Source organism: Sulfurifustis variabilis (genome assembly GCF_002355415.1).
GTDB classification, from domain to species: domain Bacteria; phylum Pseudomonadota; class Gammaproteobacteria; order Acidiferrobacterales; family Sulfurifustaceae; genus Sulfurifustis; species Sulfurifustis variabilis.
This window is the reverse complement of the sequence record NZ_AP014936.1, coordinates 2,542,082-2,567,625: the sequence shown is the minus strand read 5'-3', so window position 1 is coordinate 2,567,625 and position 25,544 is coordinate 2,542,082. Positions and strand designations below refer to the sequence as shown.

Genomic DNA, 25,544 nt, shown 5'->3' with positions numbered 1-25,544 from the left:
CGGGTATTCTGGCCGTCCCAAGCCCATTTCTGCGAATATGACCGCACCCCGTACGCCGCTGCTCGCCGCCGACGTGATCATCGAGCTCGCCGACCGGCCGGACCGTCCGATCGTGCTCATCGCCCGCCGCTATCCCCCTCGGGGTTGGGCGATCCCGGGCGGGTTCGTGGACGTCGGCGAGACCGTCGAACAGGCGGCGGTTCGGGAGGCGCGCGAAGAGACCGGTCTGCAGGTGCGGCTTTTACGGCTGCTGGGCTGCTACTCCGATCCCAGCCGAGACCCGAGGGGACATACCGCCTCGGTCGTCTACGTCGCCGAGGCGGTCGGCGAGCCGCGCGGACAGGACGACGCCCGCGAAGCGGGCGCGTTCGACCCCGCGAACCCTCCATCGGACCTGGCCTTCGATCACGCCCGGATCCTCGCCGACTACCGCGCCTTGCGCGCCACCGGGCAGCCGCCCTCGCCGGACGCGGGGCGCTGACCGCGACCGATCACGGGCAAAAAAAAGCCCGCGGATCTGCACCCGCGGGCATGAGGAGAGAATCGTTACTCAGGGCTTGACGTACGCGTAGCCCTTGCTCTGGAGGATCGCGATCTCCGCGACCCCGCTCGGCACGATGTCCTTCTCGGAGACGTCGTGCATGTCCGTCTTGTAGTTGACCTTCTTGCCCTTCAGCGTATTGGCGCACACGTTGAAGCTCACGCCCTGCAGCTTCAGGTTGTCGATCTTGCTGCGGACGTCCTCGTCGGACTTGGCGTTCTGCATGAGCGTGATGCCGGGACCGTGCATCACGACCCGCAGGTCGAGCTTGTCCTTGCCGACGGCGTTGATGTGGTTCTGGACGTTGTTCAGGAACGCCTTGTGGTGCTTGGCGTCGTCCGAGTTGAGGTGGTAGACCGCCTTGTGCTGGGCGCTCTCCGCGGCCTGTGCGGCACCGGCGATGCCTCCCAGCGCCAGCAGCGCGGCGATGCCCGCAGTCACGAACTTCTTCATATCAGCCTCCTTAGACTCCTGGTAACGGCAGTGGTGTGTGGTTGTATCTAGGCCTGGATGTAGGCCCAGCCCTGATTCTGGCGCCGCTGCAGCTGCGCCACCCCAGAGTCGATCACGACGACGCCCGGCAACAGGCGGGCGACGACGCCGGTATCGCGCTTCAGCCGATCGATCGTGTTCTGGCACGCGATGAACGTCAGGTTGTCGTACTCCTGCTGCATCCGGCGCACGCGTTCCGGCGCCGGGGACAGGTCCGAGCGCAGCAGCGCCAAACCGTCGCCGTTGACGACGAGCTCGACACGCGCGGCCTGCCCGGTCGAGCGGTAGAGCTTCAGCAGCGACTCGACTTCGTCGAGCGCCTGTTCGATCCGCTGCGGCGCGCGCTCGTTCAGGTGTACGACGATCTTCAGCTGCGCGTCGGTCGCGTCTTCCTGCGGCGCCTGGACCTGCATCGAGCCCGATGCCTCCACCGCCGGGTGCAGCTCGGCGGGGCGTTGATGCAGCGTCCAGCCGAGTACCACGCCGAGCGCAAGCGTGACGGCGGCCGCGATTCCGATGCCCAGGCGCCCGGAGCGCCCGCCCGCGCCCGTCTCGGTGCTCGGGGGCTGGATATCCGCGTAGGCCATGCGCACCATGTCGCGGAGCTTGCGCAGCTCGCAGACCTGGCGATTGAGCGCCTCGTCGCGGCTGAGCTCGAGAAACGCGCGGCTCTTTTCCTCGGGCCCGAGCTGATCGTCGACGAAGGCGTTGAGGAACTCTTCGGAGAGTTTCTGTTCGTTCATTTGATCCTCCGGATCTTCGCTTCCTGCCCTCCGGCAAGGCGCTGCATGTCGTTCATGAGCTGGGTCTTCAGAGCCGCCCGTGCGCGGCAGAGTCGGCTCATCACCGTTCCGATCGGGATCTCCAGCACCCTGGCGACTTCGACGTAGCTGAAGCCTTCCAGATCGACCAGGCTCAGGACCTGACGCTGGGGGAACGGCAGGCGGCCCATCGCGGCACGCACCTTGCGCACGATCTCGAGCTCGCTGCTTTCCGATTCGGGCGTCGACTCCGCGACCAGCTCGATTTCGTCCATCGGCTCGGTATCCCGCTGGCGCCGGAAGTGATCGCGGAAGCAGTTCGCGAGAATGCTGTAGAGCCATGCCTCGCCCGCGTTCGGATCGCGCAACTGACCCGATTTCGCCAGCGCTTTCGCGAGCGTTTCCTGCACGAGGTCGTCGGCGAGCGCCCGGTTATGCGTCCACGCGTACGCGATGCGGTACAGCCGGGCGCGATGTTGCTCCAGCCGGGCCCGCGTCTCGCGCGAACGCGAGAAAAGAGTCTTCAGTACGTCCATGGCGTCTGTCGGAGACCTCCCGCTATGACTAGAGAGAGACGATGCCGGTCGCCGGTTTATTCCTCGGGCGGGGGGATATCGAGCCCCTGTTCCGGCCGACGAGCCCCGTCCAGCAGCACCCTGCCATCCTTAATACTAAGCCTCCCCTCGGCGAACCAGCGGATCGCGAGCGGGTAGATCCGGTGCTCCTCGCTCAGAACCCGTTCCGCCAGGGACGCCGGGGTATCGCCGGGGAGCACCGGAACCGACGCCTGGACGATCAGGGGTCCGCAGTCGACTTCGTTCGTCACGAAGTGCACGCTCGCCCCGTGCCGGCGGACCCCGGCGGCCAGCGCACGGGCGTGGGTGTCGAGTCCGGGGAAGGCGGGCAACAGAGACGGATGAATATTCACGAGCCGCCCTTCATAGTGCTCGATGAAACGGGTTCCGAGAATGCGGAGAAACCCGGCGAGCACCACGAGGTCCGGCCGGTGGCGGTCGATGCGCTCCTGGAGCGCCCGGTCGAACTCCTCCCGGGACGCGTAGGCCCGGTGGTCGACCGCCTCGACGGGGAGGCCTGCCTCGCGGGCACGCGAGAGCCCGGCGGCATCGGGACGGTTGCTGACGACGGCCGCGATCTCGGCCGGCACCTGCCCGGCGCGCACCGCGTCGATGATCGCCTGTAGGTTGCTCCCGCGTCCCGAGATCAGGACGACGAGCCGGCAGCGCGCGCGGGCAGCCATGCGGCAGCCGTCAATCGAGGATGACGACCTCCGGTTCCCCCGGATGCGCCTCGATGTGTCCGATGATGTGCGCCGTTTCGCCGGCCTGCGCAAGCCGCTGGAGCGCCGCCTCGGCGTCCGCCGCGTCGAGCACGAGCACCATGCCGATGCCGCAGTTGAAGGTGCGGTACATTTCGGCCCTCTCCACGTTTCCGCCTTCCTGCAGCCAGTCGAACACCGCCGGGCGCCGCCACGCCCGGCCGTCGATCACCGCCCGCACGCCTTGCGGAAGCACGCGGGGCACGTTGCCGGGCAGGCCGCCGCCGGTGATGTGCGCCGCGGCATGGACCGGGATCGCTTCGATCAGCGACAGCAGGGGCTTCACGTAGATGCGTGTGGGCTGAAGGAGCGCGTCGCCCAGCGTGCGGCCGTCGAACGGGTCCTCGAGGCGCGACTTGCGGCTTTTCAGGATCTTGCGGATGAGCGAGTAGCCGTTCGAATGCGGGCCGCTCGACGCGATGCCCACCAGCGTGTCGTTAGGACGGACCCGGCTCCCGTCGATGATGCGCTCGCGCTCGACCACGCCGACGCAGAAGCCGGCCAGGTCGTAGTCTCCGGCCGCGTACATGCCGGGCATCTCGGCGGTCTCGCCCCCGATGAGCGCGGCGCCCGCCTGCCGGCAGCCTTCGCCGATGCCGGCGATGATCCGGGGGTCGCGCGCGGGCTCGAGCTTGCCGGTGGCGAAGTAATCGAGGAAGAAGAGCGGCTCCGCGCCCTGGACCACGACGTCGTTGACGCACATCGCCACGAGGTCGATCCCGATCGTGTCGTGACGGTCGGTCTCGATCGCGAGCTTGAGCTTCGTGCCCACCCCGTCGGTGCTCGATACGAGCACCGGCTCCCGGTAGCGGCCGGGCGGGATCTGGAACATCGCACCGAAGCCGCCGACGCCGGCAAGCACGCCGGGCCGGGCGGTGGACTTGGCGATCGGCTTGATCGCCTCCACGAGCGCGTCGCCCGCGTCGATGTCGACGCCGGCATCGCGGTAGGTCAGGGAAGCGCGTGGCTTGGTCACGTAAAAGACCGGAATCGGGGAGTGCGTATGGTATGGCCGCCATGGGGCGGGCGCAAACTTGACTTGGGGGGAGGGTGCGCTTTAGCGTGCCGGCCGTGCCGACCCCCGGCATGCCCGAGAAAGCTGCATCATAAGGAATAGGGCCGGTGAACATCCGCCAGCTGCCGAATCTCATCACGCTGTCCCGCATCGCCCTGGCGCCAGCCTTCATCGTCCTGCTGAACGAGGGGGAGTACGTCCTCTCCCTGCTGCTCTTCGTCATTGCAGGCTTTTCGGACGGCCTCGACGGCTTCATCGCCAAGCGCTACCACTGCGAGACCCGGCTCGGCGGCATCCTCGATCCGGCGGCGGACAAGATCCTTCTCGTGAGCGCCTATGTGATGCTCACGGTGCTCGGGCACCTGCCCTTCTGGCTCATGGTGGCCGTCGCGTTCCGCGACCTCCTCATCGTCGGCGGCTATCTCGTCTATACCTCGATGTACGGGCCGGTGCAGATGCGGCCGAGCCGGTTGAGCAAGGTCAATACGCTGATGCAGATTCTCCTGATCGTGACGGTCCTGGTGGAGCAGGCGACCGGCTTCGGCTACCCGCACGCGGGCGAGGTGCTCTCCTACGTCGTGCTGGGGACGACCGTGCTCAGCGGCGGGCACTACCTTTGGATCTGGGTGGTGATGAAGGAAATCGAGCCGGTGGGCGGACGCGGCCCGTGAGCGGAGTGCGCGCGCTCGTCATCCTCGCTGCGGCGGCGGGTGCGGCGGTCCTGCTGTACCTGCTTGCCCCCATTCTCACGCCGTTCCTGCTCGCGGCGCTCCTCGCCTACCTCTTCAATCCACTGGTCGCGCGGCTGGAGCGATGGAAGCTCCCGCGGGCGGCGGCCGTGGGCCTGGTGTTCTTCCTCCTCGTCGCCGCGACGGGGGTGCTGCTGCTGTTTCTCGTTCCCATGGTCTCGCGGCAGATCGTGGTGTTCGCGGGCCGCGTCCCGGTCTATCTCGACTGGGTGCAGACGAACCTGGTTCCGCGCGTCGAGGCGCTGATCGGCGAGCCGCTTCCCGTCGACTTCGTCCAGCTCCGTGAAGCGATCGTCGCCAACTGGCAGCAGGTGGCGAAGATACTCCGTACCGCGCTCACGCAGATCACCGCTTCCGGCATGCAGGTGGTGCTGTGGCTCGTGAACCTCGTGCTGGTGCCCATCGTCACCTTCTATCTGCTGCTCGACTGGAACCGGATCGTGCGCGCGACGCTCGAGCTGTTTCCGCCTCGCACGCGGCCCACGGTCGCGCGGCTCACGGGCGAGACCGACGCAGTGCTGTCGAGCTTTCTGCGCGGGCAGCTCCTCGTGATGCTCGCCCTCGCCGCCATGTACTCGGCGGGCCTGCTCGTGATCGGACTCGAGCTCGCCCTGCCGATCGGCCTGCTCGCCGGGCTCGTCAGCTTCGTGCCCTACCTGGGGTTCATCGTCGGCCTCGGTACGGCGGGCGTCGCGGCCTATTTGCAGTTCCAGGACCCGTCTTTGCTCGCGTGGGTGTTTCTCGTCTTCTTCGTCGCGCAGCTCGTGGAGAGCTACGTGCTGACGCCGCGGCTGGTCGGGGCCCGTATCGGCCTGCACCCGGTCGCCGTGATCTTCGCCGTGATGGCCGGCGGACAGCTCTTCGGTTTCCTGGGCGTGCTGCTCGGGCTGCCGGCCGCCGCGGCGCTCAAGGTATGGATGCGTCACGTCCACAGGAGCTATATCGCGCCGCCGGAGAAACCGCGGCGCGCCCCCCGCCGGGCGCGGCAGGCGAACCCGGTGCCGTGACCACGCAGCTTCCGCTCGACCTGCGGTTGCGCGACGGCTCGTCCTTCGCGAACTTCCTGGCGAGCGGCAACGAAGAGGTGCCGGCGCGGCTTCGCACGATGATTTCGAAGCGCGAGCCCGGGAACGTTTTCCTCTGGGGCGAGCGCGCCGCCGGCAAGACGCACCTGCTCGAGGCCGCCTGCCGGGCCGTGCAGGAGCAGGGCGGCCTCCCGCGCTACGTACCGCTCGCCACCCCCGGTCTCCATCCGGCCGTGCTCGAGGACGCGGAGCACGCGGACCTCGTTTGTCTCGACGACGTCGAGCGGATCGCGGGCGATCGCGACTGGGAGGCCGCGCTGTTCGCGCTCATCGAGCGCGTGCGCGAGCAGCGGGGGCGACTTCTCTCCGCGGCGATCGGGCCGCCGGGGGGCATCGGACTGCGTCTGCCCGATCTCGCGACGCGCCTGGCGTGGGGCACCGTGTATCAGTTGCGGGCGCTCGACGACGCCGGGAAGATCGCGGCCATCCGGCTCCGCGCGAAGAACCGAGGCCTCGAGGTGCCGGCGGACGCGGCGCGTTACATTCTGAACCGCTACCCGCGCGACATGGTCTCGCTCTTCGCGCTGCTCGAGCGCATCGACGTCGCCTCGCTCGCCTCTCGCCGGCGTGTCACGGTTCCATTCCTGAAGAGTCTCGAACGGGGCGATCGCGCCCGATGACGCGGGCGTAGAACGTCGCGCTTACGATGAAGGCGACGGCGAGCGCCGTCTGGGTCAGACCGTAAGCGACGCCTCCCCATGCCTCCCGCCGTCCGTCGGTATAGGCCACCGCCACGCCTTCGCTGAAGTAGAGCAGCACGAGCAGCGCGGAAAGCACGTGCGCCCGGCCGCCGCCGCGGAGAAGCGGATAGAGCGGGACCAGCAGAGGCAGTGCCTTGAGGCCCATCCAGAACGCGCGCGGCACGGGTGTCGGCGGCGCGAGCCATCCCTCCCAGACGATGACGAGCGCAAGCAGGCCGAGATAGCTCGCTGCGGCGAGCGCGCGCAGCGGTCGCTTCACGTACGGGCGCGCTCGAGCGCGATGGCCGTGCGCGCGAGGCGTTCGCCGAGAGCGCGGCAAAGACGCGCCTCGTCATCCGTGAGCGCGCGGTCGTTTCGGGGGCCCGCGATGTGGCTCGCGCCGTAGGGCGTGCCGCCGGCATCCGTGCGCATCAACGCCTCCTCGGTATAGGGCACGCCGACGATCACCATCCCGTGGTGCAGAAGCGGCAGCATCATCGAGACGAGTGTCGTCTCCTGCCCACCGTGCGCGCTCGACGACGAGGTGAACACGGCGGCGGGTTTGCCCGCGAGCGCGCCCGAGAGCCACAAGGGGCTCGTTCCGTCGAGGAAGTACTTGAGCGCGGCGGCCATGTTCCCGAAGCGCGTCGGGCTCCCGAGCGCCAGGCCCACGCAATCCTGCAGGTCGTCCAACGTGGCGTAGGGCGCGCCGTCGTCCGGGATCGGGCCGGCGGTGGCCTCCACCACCGTCGACACCTCGGGCACCGTGCGGATCCGCGCGTGCATCCCTTCCGCGCGCTCGATGCCGCGCGCGATTTGGCTGGCCATTTCGCGCAGTGCGCCGTGGCGGCTGTAATACAGGACCAGGAGATCGGGCATGAAAGCGCGGAAAGTGTGGACGAGCGGTCGTATTGTAATCCCACTTTCCTTGACAGCGTATTTAAGCCGGTGCTACGGTCAAAAAGACTCGCCGCTAACACAAATAGATGGACGGAGGCGTCCCCCCATGAAAATCGCAACCCTTTTCGGTGTCGGTCTCGTCGGCCTGGTCATGGTCGGGTGCGCGAGCACGCAGACCGCCCCTTCCCCGGAGCCGACCGAGCCGGCCGCGACCGCTCCCGCCCCCGTCGCTGCGGAGCCGGCCCCGGCGCCCGAACCCATGGCGGCCGACGACAGCTACACCGTCGTTCGCGGCGACCACCTGTGGGGAATTTCGGCGATGAGCAGCATTTACGGCGACCCGTACCAGTGGCCGCTCATCTATCGCGCCAATCGCGACCGCATCGAAGACGCAGACCTGATCCATCCGGGACAGGTCCTCACCATCCGGCGGGGCGCTTCCAGCGCCGACGTGGATGCCGCGGTTCGCCACGCCCGCACGCGGGGTGCCTGGAGCCTCGGCGTGGTGGAGGATTCGGATCGGGCCTATCTGGACGGCTCCCGCTTCGCACATCGCTGACCCGCCGTTTCCGGCACGACGAAGGGCCCCCAATGGGGCCCTTCTGTTTTTCACGGCCCGAACGGCGCGGTCCGACGACCGGCCGTTTACGAGGGCTGGAACTGGAAACGTTCGAACCCTGCGCTGAGCTCGATGAGCTGCTTCCCGACGAGGCGTTCGAGGCGATGGCCGTCGTCCATGTAAAGAATCCGGTTCGGCCTGAACACGTTGCGCGGGGTGACGAGGGTTTGCGGCTGCTTCAGCATCGGAATCTCGGGAAGCAGCAGTGCCGCGAGGAAGTCGCTCTCCTTCTTGTCGCCCGTAACGGTCTTTACGAGAACCGGCTGCGCGCTCGGCGCCATGCGCTGCGTCCCGATCTCCACGCGTGACGGGTTGGGGCTGCGCACCCAGCGGACGACGGAGATCGACCAGGGCTGATCCTCCGAGAAGCGGGTTGCGAGCAGGTCGCCCACGCGCACGGGTCTTTTAACGAGCCCCGTCTTGCGCAAGGACATGCCCCCGGCGCTCTCGTCCTGAAGCTGCCAGACGCTGTACTCGTGGTCCGTATTTTCCGCCTCCAGCTGCTTCTTGCCGAACGTGCCCACGCAGGTCCGTTGCGGGTGGGGGCCGACGAACGCCGCGCTCGGCAGAAACCGGCGGCCGCCGTTGAGCCAGTAGTTGATCGCGTCGGTCCCGATGATGACGTCGATGTCCAGGTTCGGGCGGGCATTGCGGCGAAACACCCGCTTCGGGTTGACGCCCCAGACGTGCACGAGCCGCCGCAGCATCTCCTCGCCGTCGGCGTACAGTTCCGCGGGCAGGCCGAGCGCGGAGGGCGGAACACCGGCCTGCAGCGTCGTGAGCTGGATGTGGAGCGTGCGCGCAAGCTCCACGGTATTGAGCAGCCGCAAGGTATCGACCGGTTCCACGGGTTGACCCGCGTTCGCCACCCCCGCCCGATCGGCGCGCAGGTCGATGAGAAACTGGCAGACGCTTTCCACCTGCCGCGATGCCACGCCGAGCTCGGCGAGAGAGGCATGGCTCTCGAGGAAGCGATCGATGTGGGCCACCATGCGCGACGGCAGGTGGTAGGGATCGCAGAGGTCGAGTAGCAGCGCGTGCTTGTAGGCGCTCACGATTGTCCCTTTCCCGGTCGCGGTACTCAGCGCGTCCTCGATCTCGACCTCGCCGAAACCGAGCTTCTCCGCGTGCGCATAGAGGGCGTGAATCTCCTTCCAGGTCCCGACGGGGAACGGGGAGTAGGAGAGGTAGCTCGCCGCGAGGACCTCCGTGAGGTGACGGATGGCGCGCTGCAACGCGGCGACCTGATCGTTGCGCAGCGCGGCGGTCTCGCCGTGGGCGAGGACGACCTGCTTGTAGCCGTATGCCAGCTCGCGCTGGAACTGCAGGGTCTGCTCCGCCATGCGCCTCGCCCGTTCCGGCAGGGGCAGCGGCAGGCCGACGAACTGCTTTTGGAGCTCGAGGACGATCTGCTGGATCGGCGGGCGGTAAAGCTCGAGCAGCGCGAAGCGCAGATCCGGCTCGAGCGGCATCCGGTTGTACGCGATCAGGGTGTCGTCCAGCTTCTGCGCCGTGCCGGCGGTGTTGAGCAGCGGCAGACCGGCGAGCCAGCGCTCGACCTTGTGCGGATCCAGCTCGACCTGCGCCAGCAGGCGGGCGGAAGAATCGGGTACGGAGAGCTCGAGTGCCATCGGCGTCCTGAAGAGGGCGTTCGGCGGGCTATCCCGCGGCACAGCAAGACTGCAAGAAGCGCGCCAGGAGCGCGCAAGCCCGGGCGTCAGCGGCGCTCGATGTTCCCGTCGACCGCGGCCTGTTCGACCAGGCGATCGAAGGCCGCGGTCGTCATCAGTCCCTTCTCCGCCACGATCTCGCGCACCGGGCGACCGCTCTTCTCGGACTCCTTGGCCACCTCGGCCGCGGCGGCGTAACCGATCGACGTGTTGAGCAGCGTCGCGAGGCCGACGCTCAGGTGCGTGTACTCGCGGCACCGCTCGCGGTTCACCTTGAGCCCCTTGAGATTCTTCTCGGTCGCCGCCGCAACCGCGTTCGTGAGCCAGTCCATGGCGTCGAAGAGGGCGCTGCCGAGCGCGGGCATCATGACGTTGAGCTCGAGCTGTCCCGCCTGCGTCATGTACGCGACCGCGGCGTCCTGCCCGAGCACCTGGTAGCACACCTGGTTCAGCATTTCGAACATGACCGGGTTCACCTTTCCCGGCATGATCGACGAGCCGGGTTGCACCGGCGGCAGCTCGATCTCGCCGAGCCCGGTGCGCGGCCCCGAGGCCAGCAAGCGCATATCGTTGCTGATGCGCGTCAGCTCGAGGGCGGCAAGGCGAATGCCGTTCGACAGGTGCTGCAGGTCGCCCATGGACTGCATCTGCGCGGCGAGGTCCGCCGACGGCCGGATGGGTTCGCCCGTGAGCTGCGCCAGCTCGGCGGCAGCGCGCTCGACGTACCCGGGCGCGGTGTTCAGGCCGGTGCCCGCCGCCGATCCGCCGAGCCCGATCTCCGCCAGGCGCGGGCGTACCGCCTCGAGATTCTGCGCGCAGCGGCGCAGGATGTAGGCATGGGCGGCGAACTCGCGCCCCACGGTCGTCGGCACCGCGTCCTGCAAGTGGGTGCGCCCGCTCTTCACCGTGTTCGCCTCGGCCGCGGCGATGCGCCCGTACTCCTGCGCCATGCGTTCGAGCGCCTGCGTGAGTTTCGGGAGCTTCGCGAGGCAGGCGAGGCGGATCGCGGTCGGAATCGTGTCGTTCGTGCTCTGACCCATGTTCACGTGGTCGTTCGGGTGCACGGGCTTGTAGACCCCGCGGCTGCCTCCGAGCGCCACGTTCGCGAGGTTCGCGATCACCTCGTTCGTGTTCATGTTGTGACTGGTGCCGGCGCCCGCCTGGAAACGGTCCACCACGAACTCGTCGTGGTGACGCCCCGCGATGATCGCGTCGGCGGCCGCACGAATGGATTCGGCGAGTCGGCTTTCGAGCCAGCCGGCGGCCTCGTTCGCCGCGGCGGCCGCGCGCTTGATGCGCGCGTGGGCGACGATGAAATCGCGGTCCGGCCGTCGACCGGAGATGGGGAAGTTGGCGACGGCCCGGGCCGTCTGGACGCCGTACCAGGCATCCGCCGGCACCGGAAACTCGCCGAGGCTGTCCTTCTCGATGCGGAATTTTTTGTCCATAGACCGCTCCAAAAGCCAGCAGGATTATATAGGATCGCGTTGCAGGACCGGTCGCGCGTCCTGGAATATATCCAACTTGCCGGAGGTCGTCGTGCCGAAACGTATCTTCGCGTCGCTGCTCCTACTGCTGCTTGTGCCGCTCCTGTCCGCGGCGGCGCCCGAGCTGGCGCTCCAGGACTTCGACGGCAAGCAGCGGGACGTCCGGGAGTTTCTCGGCCAGGGGCACTGGGTCGTCGTCGTCGCCTGGTCCAAGGACTGCCCCATCTGCAAGCGCGACATCCATCATATGACCTTCTTTCACGACGAGCACAAGGACAAGGAAGCGCGCGTCCTCGGCCTGTCCGTCGACGGTATCGCCCACCGCCGCCAGGCGCAGGCCTTCATCGACGAGCACGACCTCAACTTCCCCAACCTGATCGGCGACCCGGATGACGCCTCCCGCCTGAGCGGGCAGCCGTTCATCGGCACGCCCACTTATTATTTTTTCGACCCGCAGGGACGCTTCGTGGGCGGTCGCGTCGGCTCGGTCACGCAGGCGCAGGCCGAAGAACTCATTCGGAACTTCAAGGTGCAACGTGCAAGAGGCTGACGGCATGACCCGGAACCGCATCCCGCGATCCCTGCTCGCACTCGTCGCCCTCCTGGCGCTGGGCGCCGCGGCACTCGCGCGTGCCGAGACGCGCGACGCGATGACCCACTTCTTCCACCAGAGCTTCGGCAACCTGAAGGAGGAGGCGGAAACCGCGCGAGCGGAAGGCAAACTCGGGCTCCTGGTGATGTTCAACGACCCCGATTGTCCTTGGTGCAACAAGATGAAGGCGACCGTGCTCAGTCAATCCGGGGTGCAGGACTACTACCGGCGTTACTTCCGGCCGCTGCACATCGACACGCGGGGCGACACGCCCCTCGTCGATTTCTCCGGCCGCGAGATGGCGGAAAAGGACTTCGCCTTCAGGGAGCACCGGGTGCGCGCGACGCCGGTTTTCATCTTTTTCGATCTCGAGGGGAGGCCGGTCATGCGTTACACGGGAGCCACGGCAACGGTCGAGGAGTTCGTCTGGCTCGGCGAGTTCGTCCAGAGCGGCGAGTACCGGCACAAGAACTTCACGGTCTACAAGAGGGAACGGCTGGCCGCGAAGCGCAGCTCCTAGGGAGCCGCACGTGCCCGTGAGGGGAGGGCGGATGGAACGAGCGGGCATGGCCGGGCTGGCGCTGGCCCTCGGCGCCGCGGCGGCCGTCGCCGAATCACCGTCCCCGTTGCCGCGCCCGCTCACGCTGGAAGCGGCGCTGGCGTACGCCGATGCCCCGCACCCCGATCTGGCGCTGGCGCGCGCCGGAATCGCCCGCGCTCGATCGCACGTGCTGGAAGCCGAGGCACGCACCGGCGTCCAGAGTTTCGCGGACATCACCCCCGAATGGGCGAACCCGACGACGCAGTCGAGCGGCATCGACGACTCGCGCGCCCGCCTCGTGCTGGCGAAGCCCCTCTACGACTTCGGCCGCAGCCGTGCCTTCGAGCAGTCGGCCTCCGCCGCATTCGACGCCGCCGAGCAGCTCTACATCGACGCCCGGGCGCGCCGGCGGCTCGACATCATGGCGCGCTTTTTCGACGTCCTGCTCGCCGACATGCGCTACGCGGTGCTGAACGAGGACATGGCGCAGAAGTACGTGAGCTTCGACCGGCGGCGCGAGCGCCACGCGCTCGGTCAGGTCTCCGACGTCGACCTGCTGGAAGCCGAGAACGTCTACCGCGAGGCCCTCGACCTGCGGACCGACGCGCAAAAGCGCCAGGCGGCCGCGCGCCTGGCGCTCGCCATCGCAATGGGGCGCCCCGATTCCCTTCCCGGCGAGCTCGCGCCGCCGGCGCTTCCGGCCGAGCGCGAGGCGCCGGATTATCGCAACCTGCTCGAGCAGGCCCGAAAGGCAAACCCGGCGCTGGCGGCGCGCCGGCGCAGCCTGGAGGCCGCGCGCGCGGCGCTCGATGCCGAGCGGGCGCGCCGACGGCCGACCCTCACCGGCGAGATCGAGGCCGCCACCTGGGAGCGGGAGCTCGCCTCCCGGAACGATGCGCGGGCGACGCTCAACCTGCGGATTCCGCTCTATCAGGGGGCCGAGCTCGACGCGGCGATAACCCGCGCCGCGGCCGAGCTGGCAGCCGAAGAGGCGAGAATGCGGGCGGACGAGCAGGCGCTCGCGCAGGCGGCGCTCGACCTGGTGCAGGCGGTCGAGGCGCTGAAGGTCCGGCGGGAAACGGCCCGCCAGCGCCTCGCCTTCCGCGATCTCTATCTCGATCGCAGCCGGGCCCTTTACGAAATGGAAGTGCGCACCGACCTCGGCGATGCGCTCACGCGGCTGACCGAGGCGCAGTGGCTGGCGGCCGCGGCCGACTACGAGCTCGTCCTCACCTGGGCCAAGATAGACGCGCTGACCGGGCGGCTCGTGCCCCCGGCACGGGAGGTTTCGCGATGAATCGACGTTGGATGCTGGTGCTGGGCCTCGCGCCGCTGGCAGCCGTCGCCGCGGAGTATGACGCGGTCGTTCAGTACGGCCGGACCGCCGAGCTCGGTCTTGCCGTTTCGGGGATCGTCGAGGCCGTCCACGTCGCACCGGGCGCGCGCGTGCGCAAGGGCGACGTGCTGGTCGCGCTCGAGAAGACGCCGTTCGAGGCGGAAGTGATGCGCGCGGAGGCGGCGCTCAACCGCGCGGCGGCGGACCGGACCGAGGCGGCGCGGGATCACGCGCAGGCCAGGGAGCTCTACGAGCGTACCGTGCTGTCCACCGTCGAGCTGGAAAACGCCAGGCTGCGCGCCAGCCGCGCCGAGGCCGAGCACCAGGCGGCCGCCGCGCATCTCAAACGGGCCCGCTACGAGCTCGCGCGCAGCGCGCTCTCCGCGCCCTTCGACGGGCGTGTGCTCGCCGTGCGCGTGCAGCCGGGCGAGGCGGTGGTCAGCCGCCTCGAGGCCCGGCCGCTCGTGTCGCTGGCGGCGGAGGGCGAGTACGTCGCGCGGGCACTGCTGGCACCCGTGCACGCGAGCGCGATCGAACCCGGGCAGGCCGCGTCGGTGACGATCGCCGGACAACGCTACGAAGGGCGCGTGCGCGCGGTCGGGATCGAGAGTGCGACAGCGGATGCGCGCTACGAAATCGCGGTCGGCTTCGCCGCGCCGGGCGGCGTGCGGGTCGGCCAGGCCGCCCGCGTCGCGCTGCCGTGAAGCGTGGCCGTCACTTCTACGTGTCGGGCCGTGTGCAGGGGGTGTTCTATCGCGCGACGGCCTGTGACGTGGCGCGTCGTCTCGGCCTGACCGGCTGGGTGCGGAACCTTCCGGACGGGCGCGTGGAAGCGCTCGCCTGCGGCGAGGCCGCGGCGCTCCGTGCTTTCGAGGCCTGGCTGTGGGAAGGTCCGGCCCACGCGCGGGTCGAGGCCGTGGTAGCGAGCGATGTACCGGAGGAGGACTTCAAGGGGTTCCGGGTACGGTGATAAGAGCAATTTTGGATGCTGGATGTTTGATTTTGAATTGATGAGCGCGCATCGCGCTTTCAATGATTCAACGTTAAGCATCCACGATTCAGCATGGTCTTCACTGCCTGAACCAGCGCGTGTTGAGCGCGTGGTTCACGCGCGTGGGGTACCAATGCTGCCCGCGGGAGCCGTTGTAGCGCGCGAGGGCGTGCCACAGGTTGCCCTTCTCCTTGTCCAGGTAGTAACGCAGGATCGTGCAGCCGTAGCGCAGGTTGGTGCGCACGCGAAACAGGCTGTCCCCGGGTCGCCCTATTTCCTTCAACCAGAAGGGCATGACTTGCATCAGGCCCCGGGCGCCGGCGTGCGAAATGGCGAAGGGGTCGAAGTTGCTCTCGACCTCGATCACCGCGAGCACGAGCTCCGGCGGCAGGCGCGCCCGGGTGGCTTCCGCATGGACCGACTTGAGGAGGTCCAGCCGGAACGCCTGATCGGGGACCTTGGCCGCCAGGCGTCGGGACATGTCCAGCAGCCAGACCTCCGCCTCGAACCGGTCCGGGAAGGACTCGGCCTCGGCCACGGCCCGGGAGAGCAGCGCGCGCAACTCGGCGTCCACCGCCGGGGCGGCATCGGGGGGCGATCCCGCGCGGGCTCCGGAGGCCAGGCACCCGAGCACGAGAACGAGGAGGCGGAACGCGAGAAGCTGGAAAGCGGAGCGGCGCATGGTTCTTCAGAGGAGCATAGCCCGGCGGCCGCCTGCCGCCAGCGGGGGCGCAGAGGCCGCCCCGCCCGGGAGCGCGTTTAATCCGCAGGCCCGGGCCCCCATAATGGACGCATGGTCAGCGTCACCCGCCCCTTTGCCGGAAGCCCGATCGACCGCGCCGCGGACGTCGAGGCCTGGCTCGCCACCCTCGCCGCCGGGCGCCCCGAGGCGGAGATCGAGGTGATCCGGCGGGCCTGCCGCTTCGCCGAGGGTGCGCATGCCGGACAGACCCGGGTCTCGGGAGAGCCCTTCTTCACGCACGCGCTCGCGGCCGCCGGGATCCTCGCCGAGCTCAAGCTCGATCACGAAACGATCGCGGCCGCCATCCTGCACGACGTGGTCGAGGACACGCCGGCGACCCTCGAGGACGTCGCGCGGGAGTTCGGGCCGCGAATCGCGGCGCTGGTCGACGGCGTCACGAAGATGGACGTGATCCAGGAGTACCGCGGTACCGAGACCCGCAGCCGCCGCGAGCACGCGCAGGCGGAGTCGCTGCGCAAGATGCTGCTCGCCATGGCCGAGGACGTCCGCGTCGTGCTGATCAAGCTCGCCGACCGGTTGCATAACATGCGCACGCTCGGCTCGCTGTCCGAGGAAAGTCGCGTGCGCATCGCGCGCGAGACGATGGACGTCTTCGCGCCGCTGGCCAACCGCCTCGGGATCTGGCAGCTCCGCTGGGAGCTGGAGGACCTCTCCTTCCGTTATCTGGAGCCCGCCGCCTACAAGCAGATCGCGCAGATGGTCGCGGAGAAGCGCAGCGATCGCGAGCGCTACATCTCCGGGTTCGTCGACCGGTTATCGCGCGAGCTCGTGGCGGCGGGCATCCAGGCGGAAGTCACCGGGCGCCCGAAGCACATCTACGGAATCTGGCGCAAGATGCGGCGCAAGGCCAAGACCTTCGAGCAGATCACGGACGTGCGCGCCGTGCGCGTGCTCGTGAACACGGTGCGCGACTGCTACGCGGCTCTCGGGATCGTGCACTCGCTCTGGAACCATATCCGGGGCGAGTTCGACGACTACATCGCCACGCCCAAGGAAAACAACTACCGGTCCATCCACACGGCCGTGATCGGCCCGGAGGGCAAGACCGTCGAGGTGCAGATCCGGACGCACGAGATGCACCAGCAGTCCGAGCTCGGGGTCGCCGCCCACTGGCGATACAAGGAGGGCTTGCGCCCCGACGAGAGCTTCGACAAGAAGATCGCCTGGCTGCGGACCCTGCTTGAATGGAAGGACGAGGTGGCCGAGGCGGCCGACTTCGTGGACCAGTTCAAGTCGGAGGTCTTCAGCGAGCGGGTCTACGTCTTCACGCCGAAGGGGAAGGTCATCGACCTGCCCGCCGGCGCGACGCCGCTCGACTTCGCATACGCCATACACAGCGACGTGGGGCATCGCTGCCGCGGCGCCAAGGTGAACGGCCACATAGTGCCCCTCACGTACGCGCTCAAGACCGGCGAGCAGGTCGAGGTGCTGACCGTGAAGGAGGGCGGGCCGTCGCGCGACTGGCTGAACCCGCATCTCGGCTACCTGCGCACCTCCAAGGCGCGGTCCAAGGTCAGCCAGTGGTTCCGCCTGCAGAACTACGAGGTGAGCGTGGCCGACGGGCGCAACGTGCTGGAGCGCGAGTTCCAGCGCCTCGGGCTCGACGACGTGAACTACGAGCGGCTGGCGCACAAGTCGGGCTTCGCCAAGGTGGACGACTTCCTTGCGGCCATCGGGCGCGGCGACGTCAAGCCGTCGCAGATCGTGTCGGGACTCCAGGAGATCGTGGAGCTGCGACCGAAGGAAGAGCGGCCGCTGCCGGCCGTCGCGCCGGTGCGCGCGGCGCCGCCCGCCGGCGTCACGATCCTCGGCGTCGGCAATCTGCTGACGCGCATGGGGCGTTGCTGCAACCCGGTGCCGGGCGATCCCATCGTCGGCTTCATCACCCGCGGCCACGGCATCACCATCCACCGGCGCGACTGTCCGAACGCGCTTCGGCATCACGGCGAGACCGACGAGCGGCTCATCGAGGTCAGCTGGGGTGCGGAGGCCGGGCGTACCTACCCGGTCGACATCGAGATCACGGCCTACGAGCGCGCGGGGCTGTTGCGCGACATCACGGCCCTGCTCGCCAACGAGCGCGTCAATGTCCTCGCCGTGAATACGCTGACCGACAAGGGCCAGCACGTCGCGCGCATGACGTTCACCGTGGAGGTGCCCGACCTCGGGGCGCTCGCCCGGGTACTGGCGCTGATCGACCAGATCCCGAACGTCGCCGAGGTGCACCGGAAGATCCAGTAGTCCACCGCTCGTGCCGGTGTGGCGCGGCCACGCCACTTAGCTCCCATAGTTAATGCCTTCCTTGAAGTCGCGCATCCCCGGCCGCGGGCTGCGCGACCCGCCATGCGGGCTCCCGTGATCTAAACTTGATCCAAGGCCGATGGAGGTGCGCCCGTTGGCTGCACATAACAACTACCGAGAGTGGATGGAGATTTCGCCGATGCCTCCCCGGGCGCGCGCACGCCTCGCGCCGTCTTGCCCGCCGGCCTGATGGGTGCCGACCCGTCTCCCAGCGCAGTCGCGCTGATCGCGTGGCTCGCGTTCGCGCTCGCCGTTGCGCTGGGCGCGAGCGTCTACGCCCTCGCCCGGCTGCGTACGCGCCTCAAGGCCAAGGAGGCGATTCTCGCGCGCGCGGAGGCCGAGTGGCGGTACGCGCTCGATTTCGCGGACGAAGCGCTTTACCTCATCGACCTCGACGACAACCTCGTGCGCGGGAACGAGGCGTTCTTCCGCTACATCGGGCAGCGCCCGGAGGAGGCGATCGGCCGGAACGTGGTCGAACTGGTGCACGGCGGGCGCGAGGAGACGCCCTGCCCGGTATGCCAGGCCCGCCGGGACCGGCGCGACGCCGTGTTCGTGAAAGAGGCCACCGATCCCTGGAACAAGCTGCACAAGCCCATCGAGATCATCGTGCGCATCCTGCGCGACGCCGACGGGGCGCCGATCGGGGTGCTCCAGGCGATCCGGGATCTCTCCCGCCAGAGGGAGGCGGACCAGGCGCTGCGCGAGAGCGAGATCCGCTACCGCAATCTCTCGCAGGCCGCCTTCGAGGGTATCGCGATCCACGACAAGGGGGTGATCCTGGACGCGAACCAGGCGCTCGCCGACATGCTCGGTTACCCGCTCGACGAGATCATCGGGGCGCACATGCTCGAGCTCGCCGCGCCATCGTCGCGTGATCTGGTGATGTCGCGCTTCGCGGCCACGACCGAGCAACCCCTCGAGATCGAGGTCGTCCGCCGCGACGGAACCACCTTCGTCGCCGAGGTTCGGGCGCGGGCGTTTCCCTACGAGCGGCGCGAGCTGCGGGTCGTGGCCGTACGCGACATCACGGAGCTCAAGCGCGCCCAGCGGGCGCTGTTCGAGGAAAAGGAGCGGCTCATGGTCACGCTGCGCTCGATCGGCGAGGCGGTGATCGCGACCGATGTGAACGGCCGCGTCGAGTACCTGAACCCGATCGCCGAGCGGCTGATCGGGTGGGCAAGCGAGAACGCGGAAGGGCGGCATTTGGGCGAACTCTTCGCCGTCCTCGACGAGACGGGCGGTGAGACGCTGACGGATCTCGTCGGGCAATGTCTCGCGCGTGACGCCATCGTGACCTCGGCGGGAGCGCACACGCTGCGCCGTGCCGACGGCCGCGAGTATGCGATCGAGCACTCGGCCGGTCCGATACGCGACCGCAGCGGTCGGGTCGCCGGCGTCGTGCTCGCCATCCGCGACGTCACGGAGATGCGCCACCTCGCGCGGCAGCTCTCCTACCAGGCGTCCCACGATGCACTGACGGGGCTGCTCAACCGCCGCGAGTTCGAACACCGGCTGGAGCAGGCGCTCGAGGAGGCGAAGCGCGGCGCGCGCCGCCACGTGCTGTGTTACCTGGACCTGGACCAGTTCAAGGTGGTGAACGACAGCTGCGGCCACGTGGCCGGGGACCAGTTGCTGCGCCAGCTCGCCGCGCTCATCAAACCGATGATCCGGGAGAACGACACGCTCGCGCGCCTCGGAGGCGACGAGTTCGGCATCCTGCTTGAGGGATGCGGCCTCGAGCGCGCGCGCGAGCTGGCCGAGCACGTGCGCAGGGCGATCAGCGACTTCCGTTTCGTGTGGGGCGACCGTCGCTTCGACGTGGGCGCGTCCATCGGGCTCGCCGAAATCGGCAAGGACAGCGCGAGCGCCGTCGAGGTACTGAGCGCGGCCGATGCCGCCTGCTACGTGGCGAAGGACCTCGGCCGCAATCGCGTGTACGTGCACCAGCTCGACGACACCGCGCTGACCCGGCATCGCAACGAGATCCGGTGGGCACAGCGCCTCTCGAACGCGGTCCAGGAGGACCGCCTGCTGCTCTACGCGCAGCCGATCGTGGCGCTGCAGGACGCGTCGCGACCGGTGCGATATGAAATCCTGGTGCGCCTGGTCGACGAAGGCGGCGGGCTCGTGCCGCCGATGGCGTTCATTCCCGCGGCCGAGCGCTACAACCTCATGGCGGCCGTGGACCGCTGGGTGATCGGAACGACGCTCGCGCGCATGCGGCAGCGCGACGCGCAGGGAGCCGAGCCGTTCGACTGCGCGGTCAACGTGTCGGGCCGCTCGCTGTGCGAGCCCGGCTTTCTCGAGTTCGTCCGAGGCGAAATCGGATCGAGCGGGATCGCGCCGTCGCGCCTGTCGTTCGAGCTCACGGAGACGGCCGCGGTCGCGAACTTCGCCCAGGCCAAGCAGTTCATGACCGAGCTGCGGCAGCTCGGCTGCCGATTCGCGCTCGATGACTTCGGCTCGGGCCTGTCGTCCTTCGCGTACCTCAAGAACCTCCCGGTGGACTTCCTCAAGATCGACGGGAGCTTCGTGCGCGACATGGGTAACGACCCGATCGACAGCGCGCTGGTCGAGTCGATCAACCAGCTCGGGCACGTGATGGGCATCGAGACGATCGCCGAGTACGTCGAGCACCCGGGAGTGCTGGAGCGGCTGCGCGCGATGGGCGTGGACTTCGCCCAGGGCAACGTCATCTGCCGGCCGGTGCCGCTCGACGAAGCGCTGCAGGCGACCCTGGACCTGCCGCGCGGTGTGCCCTCGGTCAGCCGGGGGCAGCGGGGTTCGCGAAAAGGCGCTTGAGCTCGGGGAGGAGCGAGGCGAGCGGCAGCTCGCGCGCCGCCTCCGCGGTCCGGGCCTTGTACTCGATCGTGCCGTTCGCGAGACCCTTGTCGCCGAGCACCAGCCGGTGCGGTATGCCGATGAGATCCATGTCGGCGAACATCACGCCCGGGCGCTCGTTGCGGTCGTCCAGCAACACCTCGTGTCCGGCCGCGCGGAGATCGGCATAGAGCCGGTCGACCGCTTCACGCACCGCCGGCGACTTGTGGTAACCGATCGGGACGAGTGCGACCCGGTAAGGGGCGATGGCGTCCGGCCAGCGGATGCCGCGCTCGTCGTGGTTCTGCTCGATGGCGGCCGCGACCACGCGCGAGACGCCGATGCCGTAGCAGCCCATCGGCATCACGACCGCGCGCCCGCCTTCGTCCAGCACGGTCGCCTGCAAGGCTTCGCTGTACTTCGTCCCGAGCTGGAAGATGTGCCCGACCTCGATCCCGCGGCGGATCGAAAGCGTTCCCTGGCAGCCGTCGGCCGGGCAGGGATCGCCGGCGACGACGTTTCGGAGGTCCGCGACCTCGGGCTCGGGCAGGTCCCTGCCCCAGTTCACGTTCACGAGATGCCGGCCGTTGGCGTTTGCGCCACAGACGAAGTCGGCGAGGCGCGCGGCCGCCTCGTCGGCGATCACGGCGACCCGGAGTCCGACCGGCCCGATGGAGCCCGGCTCGCACCCGGCCGCGAGCTCGACCTCCGCCGGCGTCACGAACCGCAGCGGCTTTTCCACCTGCGGCAGCTTCTCGGCCTTCACGGCGTTCAGTTCGTGGTCGCCGCGCAGCGCGAGGGCGACGACTCCGCCGGTGCCGCGCACGAGCAGCGTCTTGACGGTGCGCGAGGCGTCCACCTGGAGATACCGGCTCACCTCGTCAATGGTGTGTTGACCGGGCGTGTCGATCGCCTGCATCGGCTGCGCGGGCGCGGGACGTTTGCCGACCGGCGCCCGCGCGGGCGCGAGCTCGACGTTCGCCGCGTAATCGCAGTTGGAGCAGATCGCGATCGCGTCCTCGCCGGAATCGGCAAGCACGTGGAACTCGTGGGAGGCGTATCCGCCGATCGCGCCCGTGTCGGCCTCGACCGGGCGGAACGCCAGCCCGAGGCGCGCGAAGATGCGCGAGTAGGTCTCGTACATCACGCGATAGGTCTCTTCCAGCGACGCCACGTCGGCGTGGAACGAATAGGCGTCCTTCATCAGGAACTCGCGCGCCCGCATGACGCCGAAACGCGGGCGAATCTCGTCGCGGAACTTGGTCTGGATCTGGTAGAAGTTCGCCGGCAGCTGACGGTAGCTCTTGATTTCGCGGCGAATGAGGTCGGTGATGACCTCCTCGTGCGTCGGGCCGAAGCAGAACTCCCGGTGGTGGCGGTCCTTGAGGCGCAGCAGCTCGGGGCCGTACTTTTCCCAGCGCCCCGATTCCTGCCACAGCTCGGCCGGCTGCACCGCCGGCATGAGCACTTCCTGGGCGCCCGCGCGGTCCATTTCGTCGCGCACGATCCGCTCCACCTTGCGCAGCACGCGCAGCCCCATCGGGAGCCAGGTGTAGAGACCGGCCGCGAGCTTTCGAACGAGGCCGGCGCGCAGCATGAGTTTGTGCGAGACGACCTCCGCGTCGGCGGGCGTCTCCTTGACGGTGGCAAGCAGGTATTGGGAGGTGCGCATGGGATACCGGGGTGAAAAGCCCGCGCAGTATAAGCGAGGAGGGCGGCCGGTGAAACGCAGGCGGGGGAGGAGCCTCACCCCTTGCCTCTCCCGGAGTGCGCGGGAGAGCGGGAGTTGGAAGAGAGTTTGAGAACCCTCACCCCTTGCCCTCTCCCGCAAGCGGGAGAGGGGGAGTCGGAAGTTATTTGATATTAAGTGCTTCGCGCACGATTCCGTCCAGCAGGTCCTCGACGGCCTTCAGCGATTTCTTCGAGGCCTCGCTGCCGACCGCGGTCGGCCGACGGAAGGCGACATAGACCCGCTTCGGTTCGTTCGGCAGCGCGTACACCGTAATGACGTACGGGCAGAAGGCGATGTTGTGCGCATCGGCCTCCATCATCTTGCGCGAGACGACCGCGCTGCAGAACGAGTAGGCCTCGGCCTGGCGGAAAACGGTTTTTGTCGTGCCGAGGTCCTTGCCGGTGCGCTCGAGCATGTTGTGGATGTGCGAGGTATGGTCGACCACCAGACCTCGGCCCTGAATGGCGAGCAGCACGTCGTCCCTGACGATGTCGAACTCGCCCTCGACGGCGTATCGCGCGATCGGTCCGGGAGTCGGGCCCCCGGCACGAACGACAGCCGGCGCGGAGAGAATCGCCGCGATGAAGAGCCCGGTCAGCGAGGTGCGCAACATGAGATCCTCCGGTGGTTATTGCTCTGCGGGAGGAGCGAAGTATAGCGCGGAGGTCGCCCGGAAAGGCGATGCGGCGCGCCTTTGCTTCGTGCGCCTGCGCTCCCGCGCGTGCCATAGGCTCGGCGCTCGCACGGGCTTGGCCCCGGATCTCCCGGTATTCACTTCCGCGCTGACCAGAGCAGTGCCGCGCCGCGCACGCCGGAGCTGTCGCCGTGAACGTGCCGCAGGATCGGGGTGCGCAGCGCTTCGCCGCGTTTCCCCTCCGGCGGGTTTTCCGTGCCGTGCGCGGAGAAGACGTAGCACCCCAGGCGAGCGCGACCGGCCGTATAGAGCGAGTCGATGTTCGACATCCCGCCGCCGAGCACCACCGCGTCCGGGTCGAGGATGTTGACCACGACGGAGAGCGCCCGCCCGAAGCGATCGTGGTAGCGTTCCAGCGCGGCGCGCGCTGCCGCCTCACCGGCCCCGGCCCGCGCGACGATACGCGTCGCGGGAACGTCCGGCTCCCCGCCGTGCGACGCGTAATCGCGCGTCAAGCCCGGACCCGAAAGGAAAGTCTCCACGCAGCCGCGCTTGCCGCAGTAACACGGCGGGCCGTCGGGCTCGAGCACGTTGTGCCCCCACTCGCCGGCGATGCGCTGCAGGCCTTCGATCGGACGGCCGTCGATCACGATGCCACCCCCGACCCCCGTGCCGAGGATCACGCCGAAGACGACGCGCGCTCCGCGCGCGGCTCCGTCGAGCGCCTCGGAGAGCGCGAAGCAGTTGGCGTCGTTCGCGACGCGCACCGGCCGGGCGAGCAGGCGCTCGAGGTCGGCCAGAATGGGCTGACCGTTCAGGCAGATGGTGTTCGAATTCTTGAGACGCCCGGTCTGCGCCGAGATCGCCCCGGGCGTGCCGACGCCGACCGAGCACGGGCCGCACCGGGCCTCCAGATCGCGCACGAGCGAGACGACGTCACCGAGAATGGCATCGTATCCCGCCGCCGCGGGCGTGGGCCGCCGCTCCCGGGCGAGCTCGCGGCCGGCGTCGTCGAGGACGATGCCTTCGGTTTTCGTTCCGCCGAGGTCGATGCCGATACGGTACATGCGTCTCTTCAGGCCTCTTTCGTTTCGCTCTCCGGCCGTTTCGCCCCTGCTCCCTCGAGCACGGCGACCGTGACGTAGCTCAACAGCGCCGCGGCAAGCGAGACGAGATACGGGACGTCGAGCTCGAGCACGTAGGCGCCGAGCACCCAGCTCGCGACGCCGGCGAGCAGCGCGGCCGTCGCGCTCTTCGCGCCTCCGAACGGGGTGAACAGGGCGAAGAGCGCGGCGACGAATACGCCGGCGCTGCCGAACGCGGAGGCCTCCTCGACGAGCGCATACACGCCTTCGGCGTAGAGGGCGAGCACGTAGGCGATCAGACCGAAGACCATGACGCCGGCCCGCGCCACGCGCACCTTCGCCGCCTCGCTGATCGCCGGCGCGAGCGGCACCACGAGGTTGTGGGACATCAGGGCCGAGGCCGCGAGGAGCGCGCTGTCCACCGTCGACAGAATCGCGGAAATGATCGCGCCCGCGAACATGACGTAGAGCGCGGTATGGAGATACTGCTGCGCGAGCCTTGCGAGCAGCTGCTCGGGTTCGTCGAGGCCGGGCAGGAGCGACACCCCGACGAGCCCGATGAACACGGGGATCATGCCGACCGAGAGATAAATTCCGCCGCCGAGCAGCGCCGCGCGGCGGGCGACTTGCGGGGAGCGCGTGGCGAGCACGCGCGCGACGAGCTCCTGCGAGAGCACCGAGCCGCAGATCGGGATGGCCCACTGCTCGACCACGGCAAGGGCCGAGGCGCCGGCGAACGGGTTGAGCCGCCGGGGCTCGATCGTGCTCGCCGCCTGCGTCATCCCGCCCGTCTCGTCCAGGATCACGACAAAGAGCACGATCAGGCCCGCAACGAGCGCGAGCCCCTGGATCACGTCGGTGTAGGCGTCGGCCAGCAGGCCGCCGTAGACCGTGTAGACGATGACGACCCCGGCGGCCACCGTGATCGCGATCTCCACGTCGAACGTGGAGACGGCGGCGATCACCTGGCCGAAGGCGCGGATCTGCGCCGCGCCCCACATGATCGATGTCGGCACGAGCAGGATCACGGCCAGGCGCTCGACGTTCGCCGAGTAGCGCTGCCGGAACAGGTCGGCGAACGTGGTGAGTCCCCGGCGCCACAGCGGCGCGGCGAAGAAGAGTCCCATCAGGATCAGGCACGCGCCGTAGCCGAACGGGTCGGCGGCGCCGCCGGAAAGCCCCTCCGCGTAGATCGATCCCGCCGCACCGACGACGGTTTCGGCGCCGAACCAGGTCGCGAATATGGTGAAGGTCCCGATGCCGAGCCCGAGGCTGCGGCCGGCGAGGAGGTAGTCGGCCTCGTTCTTGATGCGGCGCGAAAGCGCCACCCCGATCAGGAGCTGGACCAGGACATAGCCGAGGACGCCGAGGAGAATCGCGTTCACGTGCCCGCCCCGCGCTCGACGCGGGG

The 25,544-nt window shown here is 68.8% G+C and carries 26 protein-coding genes; 12 read left to right on the top strand and 14 right to left on the bottom strand.

Features of this window, described 5'->3' with window-relative positions:
* The first annotated feature begins 37 nt into the window (after positions 1–37).
* Positions 38–481, top strand: a complete 444-nt coding sequence (locus SVA_RS12330) for an NUDIX domain-containing protein (RefSeq protein WP_096461509.1) — start codon at positions 38–40, stop codon at positions 479–481.
* 69 nt (positions 482–550) lie between these two features.
* On the opposite strand, the gene SVA_RS12325 is transcribed toward SVA_RS12330, so the two are convergent.
* The 5 genes from SVA_RS12325 to purM are packed head-to-tail and all read right to left on the bottom strand — an operon-like array spanning position 551 to position 4,106.
* Entirely contained in the window at positions 551–994 is a 444-nt protein-coding gene (locus SVA_RS12325; protein WP_096461508.1) for a DsrE family protein, read from the bottom strand.
* A 47-nt stretch (positions 995–1,041) separates the two neighbouring features.
* On the bottom strand, positions 1,042–1,776 hold the full coding sequence (locus tag SVA_RS12320; protein WP_096461507.1) for a DsrE family protein: 735 nt from the start codon (positions 1,774–1,776) through the stop codon (positions 1,042–1,044).
* Positions 1,773–2,330 (bottom strand): RNA polymerase sigma factor, encoded by a 558-nt coding sequence (locus SVA_RS12315; RefSeq protein ID WP_096461506.1) that lies wholly within the window; start codon positions 2,328–2,330, stop codon positions 1,773–1,775. Before SVA_RS12315 ends, SVA_RS12320 begins: the two co-directional genes overlap by 4 nt.
* A 56-nt stretch (positions 2,331–2,386) precedes the next feature.
* A complete protein-coding gene (gene purN / locus SVA_RS12310) occupies positions 2,387–3,052 on the bottom strand; it encodes a phosphoribosylglycinamide formyltransferase (protein WP_096461505.1) in 666 nt (221 codons plus the stop codon).
* Between the two features lie 10 nt (positions 3,053–3,062).
* The gene (gene purM, locus SVA_RS12305; protein ID WP_096461504.1) at positions 3,063–4,106 is read right to left on the bottom strand and encodes a phosphoribosylformylglycinamidine cyclo-ligase; all 1,044 of its coding nucleotides are present in this window, start codon (positions 4,104–4,106) and stop codon (positions 3,063–3,065) included.
* Positions 4,107–4,252: 146 nt separating this feature from the next.
* On the opposite strand from purM, the gene SVA_RS12300 reads away from it, so the two are divergent.
* Genes SVA_RS12300 through hda form a run of 3 tightly spaced genes read left to right on the top strand, consistent with a single transcriptional unit; the run spans position 4,253 to position 6,599 of the window.
* On the top strand, positions 4,253–4,816 hold the full coding sequence (locus tag SVA_RS12300) for a CDP-alcohol phosphatidyltransferase family protein (RefSeq protein ID WP_169924074.1): 564 nt from the start codon (positions 4,253–4,255) through the stop codon (positions 4,814–4,816).
* Positions 4,813–5,901, top strand: a complete 1,089-nt coding sequence (locus SVA_RS12295) for an AI-2E family transporter (protein WP_096461502.1) — start codon at positions 4,813–4,815, stop codon at positions 5,899–5,901. Before SVA_RS12300 ends, SVA_RS12295 begins: the two co-directional genes overlap by 4 nt.
* A complete protein-coding gene (gene hda / locus SVA_RS12290) occupies positions 5,898–6,599 on the top strand; it encodes a DnaA regulatory inactivator Hda (RefSeq protein ID WP_169924073.1) in 702 nt (233 codons plus the stop codon). Before SVA_RS12295 ends, hda begins: the two co-directional genes overlap by 4 nt.
* Here hda and SVA_RS12285 read toward each other — a convergent pair.
* Complete coding sequence (locus tag SVA_RS12285; protein ID WP_169924072.1) at positions 6,550–6,939, bottom strand: DUF2069 domain-containing protein; 390 nt, start codon at positions 6,937–6,939, stop codon at positions 6,550–6,552. The genes hda and SVA_RS12285 overlap by 50 nt on opposite strands.
* A complete protein-coding gene (gene wrbA / locus SVA_RS12280) occupies positions 6,936–7,538 on the bottom strand; it encodes an NAD(P)H:quinone oxidoreductase (protein WP_096461499.1) in 603 nt (200 codons plus the stop codon). Before wrbA ends, SVA_RS12285 begins: the two co-directional genes overlap by 4 nt.
* Positions 7,539–7,665: 127 nt before the next feature.
* On the opposite strand from wrbA, the gene SVA_RS12275 reads away from it, so the two are divergent.
* Positions 7,666–8,118, top strand: coding sequence for a LysM peptidoglycan-binding domain-containing protein (locus SVA_RS12275; protein ID WP_096461498.1), 453 nt, complete (start codon positions 7,666–7,668; stop codon positions 8,116–8,118).
* Positions 8,119–8,204: 86 nt separating this feature from the next.
* Here the strand turns inward: SVA_RS12275 and SVA_RS12270 are convergent, their stop codons facing one another.
* Both SVA_RS12270 and SVA_RS12265 read right to left on the bottom strand, forming a co-directional pair.
* The gene (locus tag SVA_RS12270) at positions 8,205–9,809 is read right to left on the bottom strand and encodes a hypothetical protein (protein ID WP_096461497.1); all 1,605 of its coding nucleotides are present in this window, start codon (positions 9,807–9,809) and stop codon (positions 8,205–8,207) included.
* Between the two features lie 86 nt (positions 9,810–9,895).
* Positions 9,896–11,296: an aspartate ammonia-lyase gene (locus SVA_RS12265; protein ID WP_096461496.1), complete on the bottom strand. Its 1,401-nt coding sequence runs from the start codon at positions 11,294–11,296 to the stop codon at positions 9,896–9,898.
* Positions 11,297–11,387: 91 nt separating this feature from the next.
* Between SVA_RS12265 and SVA_RS12260 the strand changes: the two genes are divergently transcribed.
* From SVA_RS12260 to SVA_RS12240, 5 genes are read left to right on the top strand one after another with little or no spacing between them, the layout of a single operon-like run.
* On the top strand, positions 11,388–11,885 hold the full coding sequence (locus tag SVA_RS12260; protein WP_169924071.1) for a peroxiredoxin family protein: 498 nt from the start codon (positions 11,388–11,390) through the stop codon (positions 11,883–11,885).
* Between the two features lie 4 nt (positions 11,886–11,889).
* On the top strand, positions 11,890–12,447 hold the full coding sequence (locus SVA_RS12255) for a thioredoxin family protein (protein WP_096461494.1): 558 nt from the start codon (positions 11,890–11,892) through the stop codon (positions 12,445–12,447).
* Between the two features lie 31 nt (positions 12,448–12,478).
* A complete protein-coding gene (locus SVA_RS12250; protein WP_096461493.1) occupies positions 12,479–13,765 on the top strand; it encodes a TolC family protein in 1,287 nt (428 codons plus the stop codon).
* Positions 13,762–14,508: an efflux RND transporter periplasmic adaptor subunit gene (locus SVA_RS12245; protein ID WP_096461492.1), complete on the top strand. Its 747-nt coding sequence runs from the start codon at positions 13,762–13,764 to the stop codon at positions 14,506–14,508. Before SVA_RS12250 ends, SVA_RS12245 begins: the two co-directional genes overlap by 4 nt.
* A complete protein-coding gene (locus SVA_RS12240) occupies positions 14,505–14,774 on the top strand; it encodes an acylphosphatase (RefSeq protein ID WP_096461491.1) in 270 nt (89 codons plus the stop codon). Before SVA_RS12245 ends, SVA_RS12240 begins: the two co-directional genes overlap by 4 nt.
* Before the next feature lie 100 nt (positions 14,775–14,874).
* Here SVA_RS12240 and SVA_RS12235 read toward each other — a convergent pair whose 3' ends face one another.
* A complete protein-coding gene (locus SVA_RS12235) occupies positions 14,875–15,477 on the bottom strand; it encodes a lytic transglycosylase domain-containing protein (RefSeq protein ID WP_096461490.1) in 603 nt (200 codons plus the stop codon).
* Between the two features lie 111 nt (positions 15,478–15,588).
* Between SVA_RS12235 and relA the strand changes: the two genes are divergently transcribed.
* Both relA and SVA_RS12225 read left to right on the top strand, forming a co-directional pair.
* Positions 15,589–17,799, top strand: a complete 2,211-nt coding sequence (relA, locus tag SVA_RS12230; protein WP_096461489.1) for a GTP diphosphokinase — start codon at positions 15,589–15,591, stop codon at positions 17,797–17,799.
* A gap of 249 nt (positions 17,800–18,048) precedes the next feature.
* Positions 18,049–20,664, top strand: a complete 2,616-nt coding sequence (locus SVA_RS12225; protein ID WP_148665460.1) for an EAL domain-containing protein — start codon at positions 18,049–18,051, stop codon at positions 20,662–20,664.
* On the opposite strand, the gene SVA_RS12220 is transcribed toward SVA_RS12225, so the two are convergent.
* The 4 genes from SVA_RS12220 to SVA_RS12205 all read right to left on the bottom strand — a co-directional run bounded on the left by SVA_RS12220 (position 20,627) and on the right by SVA_RS12205 (position 25,518).
* Entirely contained in the window at positions 20,627–22,354 is a 1,728-nt protein-coding gene (locus SVA_RS12220; RefSeq protein WP_096461487.1) for a proline--tRNA ligase, read from the bottom strand. The two genes, SVA_RS12225 and SVA_RS12220, sit on opposite strands and share 38 nt — an antisense overlap.
* 181 nt (positions 22,355–22,535) lie before the next feature.
* Positions 22,536–23,027, bottom strand: a complete 492-nt coding sequence (locus SVA_RS12215; RefSeq protein WP_096461486.1) for a DUF302 domain-containing protein — start codon at positions 23,025–23,027, stop codon at positions 22,536–22,538.
* A 158-nt stretch (positions 23,028–23,185) separates the two neighbouring features.
* Positions 23,186–24,115, bottom strand: a complete 930-nt coding sequence (locus SVA_RS12210) for an ROK family protein (protein ID WP_096461485.1) — start codon at positions 24,113–24,115, stop codon at positions 23,186–23,188.
* A gap of 8 nt (positions 24,116–24,123) precedes the next feature.
* Positions 24,124–25,518 carry a high affinity choline transporter 1 gene (locus SVA_RS12205; protein ID WP_096461484.1) on the bottom strand — a complete coding sequence of 465 codons (1,395 nt, stop codon included), beginning with the start codon at positions 25,516–25,518 and terminating at the stop codon, positions 24,124–24,126.
* Positions 25,519–25,544 lie beyond the last annotated feature (26 nt).

Excerpts from the sequence above, each read along its gene's own strand:
- SVA_RS12330 (WP_096461509.1), top strand. The coding sequence starts at position 38 with ATGACCGCACCCCGTACGCCGCTGCTCGCCGCCGACGTGATCATCGAG.
- SVA_RS12325 (WP_096461508.1), bottom strand. The coding sequence starts at position 994 with ATGAAGAAGTTCGTGACTGCGGGCATCGCCGCGCTGCTGGCGCTGGGA.
- SVA_RS12320 (WP_096461507.1), bottom strand. The coding sequence starts at position 1,776 with ATGAACGAACAGAAACTCTCCGAAGAGTTCCTCAACGCCTTCGTCGAC.
- SVA_RS12315 (WP_096461506.1), bottom strand. The coding sequence starts at position 2,330 with ATGGACGTACTGAAGACTCTTTTCTCGCGTTCGCGCGAGACGCGGGCC.
- purN (WP_096461505.1), bottom strand. The coding sequence starts at position 3,052 with ATGGCTGCCCGCGCGCGCTGCCGGCTCGTCGTCCTGATCTCGGGACGC.
- wrbA (WP_096461499.1), bottom strand. The coding sequence starts at position 7,538 with ATGCCCGATCTCCTGGTCCTGTATTACAGCCGCCACGGCGCACTGCGC.
- SVA_RS12275 (WP_096461498.1), top strand. The coding sequence starts at position 7,666 with ATGAAAATCGCAACCCTTTTCGGTGTCGGTCTCGTCGGCCTGGTCATG.
- SVA_RS12270 (WP_096461497.1), bottom strand. The coding sequence starts at position 9,809 with ATGGCACTCGAGCTCTCCGTACCCGATTCTTCCGCCCGCCTGCTGGCG.
- SVA_RS12265 (WP_096461496.1), bottom strand. The coding sequence starts at position 11,296 with ATGGACAAAAAATTCCGCATCGAGAAGGACAGCCTCGGCGAGTTTCCG.
- SVA_RS12255 (WP_096461494.1), top strand. The coding sequence starts at position 11,890 with ATGACCCGGAACCGCATCCCGCGATCCCTGCTCGCACTCGTCGCCCTC.
- SVA_RS12250 (WP_096461493.1), top strand. The coding sequence starts at position 12,479 with ATGGAACGAGCGGGCATGGCCGGGCTGGCGCTGGCCCTCGGCGCCGCG.
- SVA_RS12245 (WP_096461492.1), top strand. The coding sequence starts at position 13,762 with ATGAATCGACGTTGGATGCTGGTGCTGGGCCTCGCGCCGCTGGCAGCC.
- SVA_RS12235 (WP_096461490.1), bottom strand. The coding sequence starts at position 15,477 with ATGCGCCGCTCCGCTTTCCAGCTTCTCGCGTTCCGCCTCCTCGTTCTC.
- relA (WP_096461489.1), top strand. The coding sequence starts at position 15,589 with ATGGTCAGCGTCACCCGCCCCTTTGCCGGAAGCCCGATCGACCGCGCC.
- SVA_RS12225 (WP_148665460.1), top strand. The coding sequence starts at position 18,049 with ATGGGTGCCGACCCGTCTCCCAGCGCAGTCGCGCTGATCGCGTGGCTC.
- SVA_RS12220 (WP_096461487.1), bottom strand. The coding sequence starts at position 22,354 with ATGCGCACCTCCCAATACCTGCTTGCCACCGTCAAGGAGACGCCCGCC.
- SVA_RS12215 (WP_096461486.1), bottom strand. The coding sequence starts at position 23,027 with ATGTTGCGCACCTCGCTGACCGGGCTCTTCATCGCGGCGATTCTCTCC.
- SVA_RS12210 (WP_096461485.1), bottom strand. The coding sequence starts at position 24,115 with ATGTACCGTATCGGCATCGACCTCGGCGGAACGAAAACCGAAGGCATC.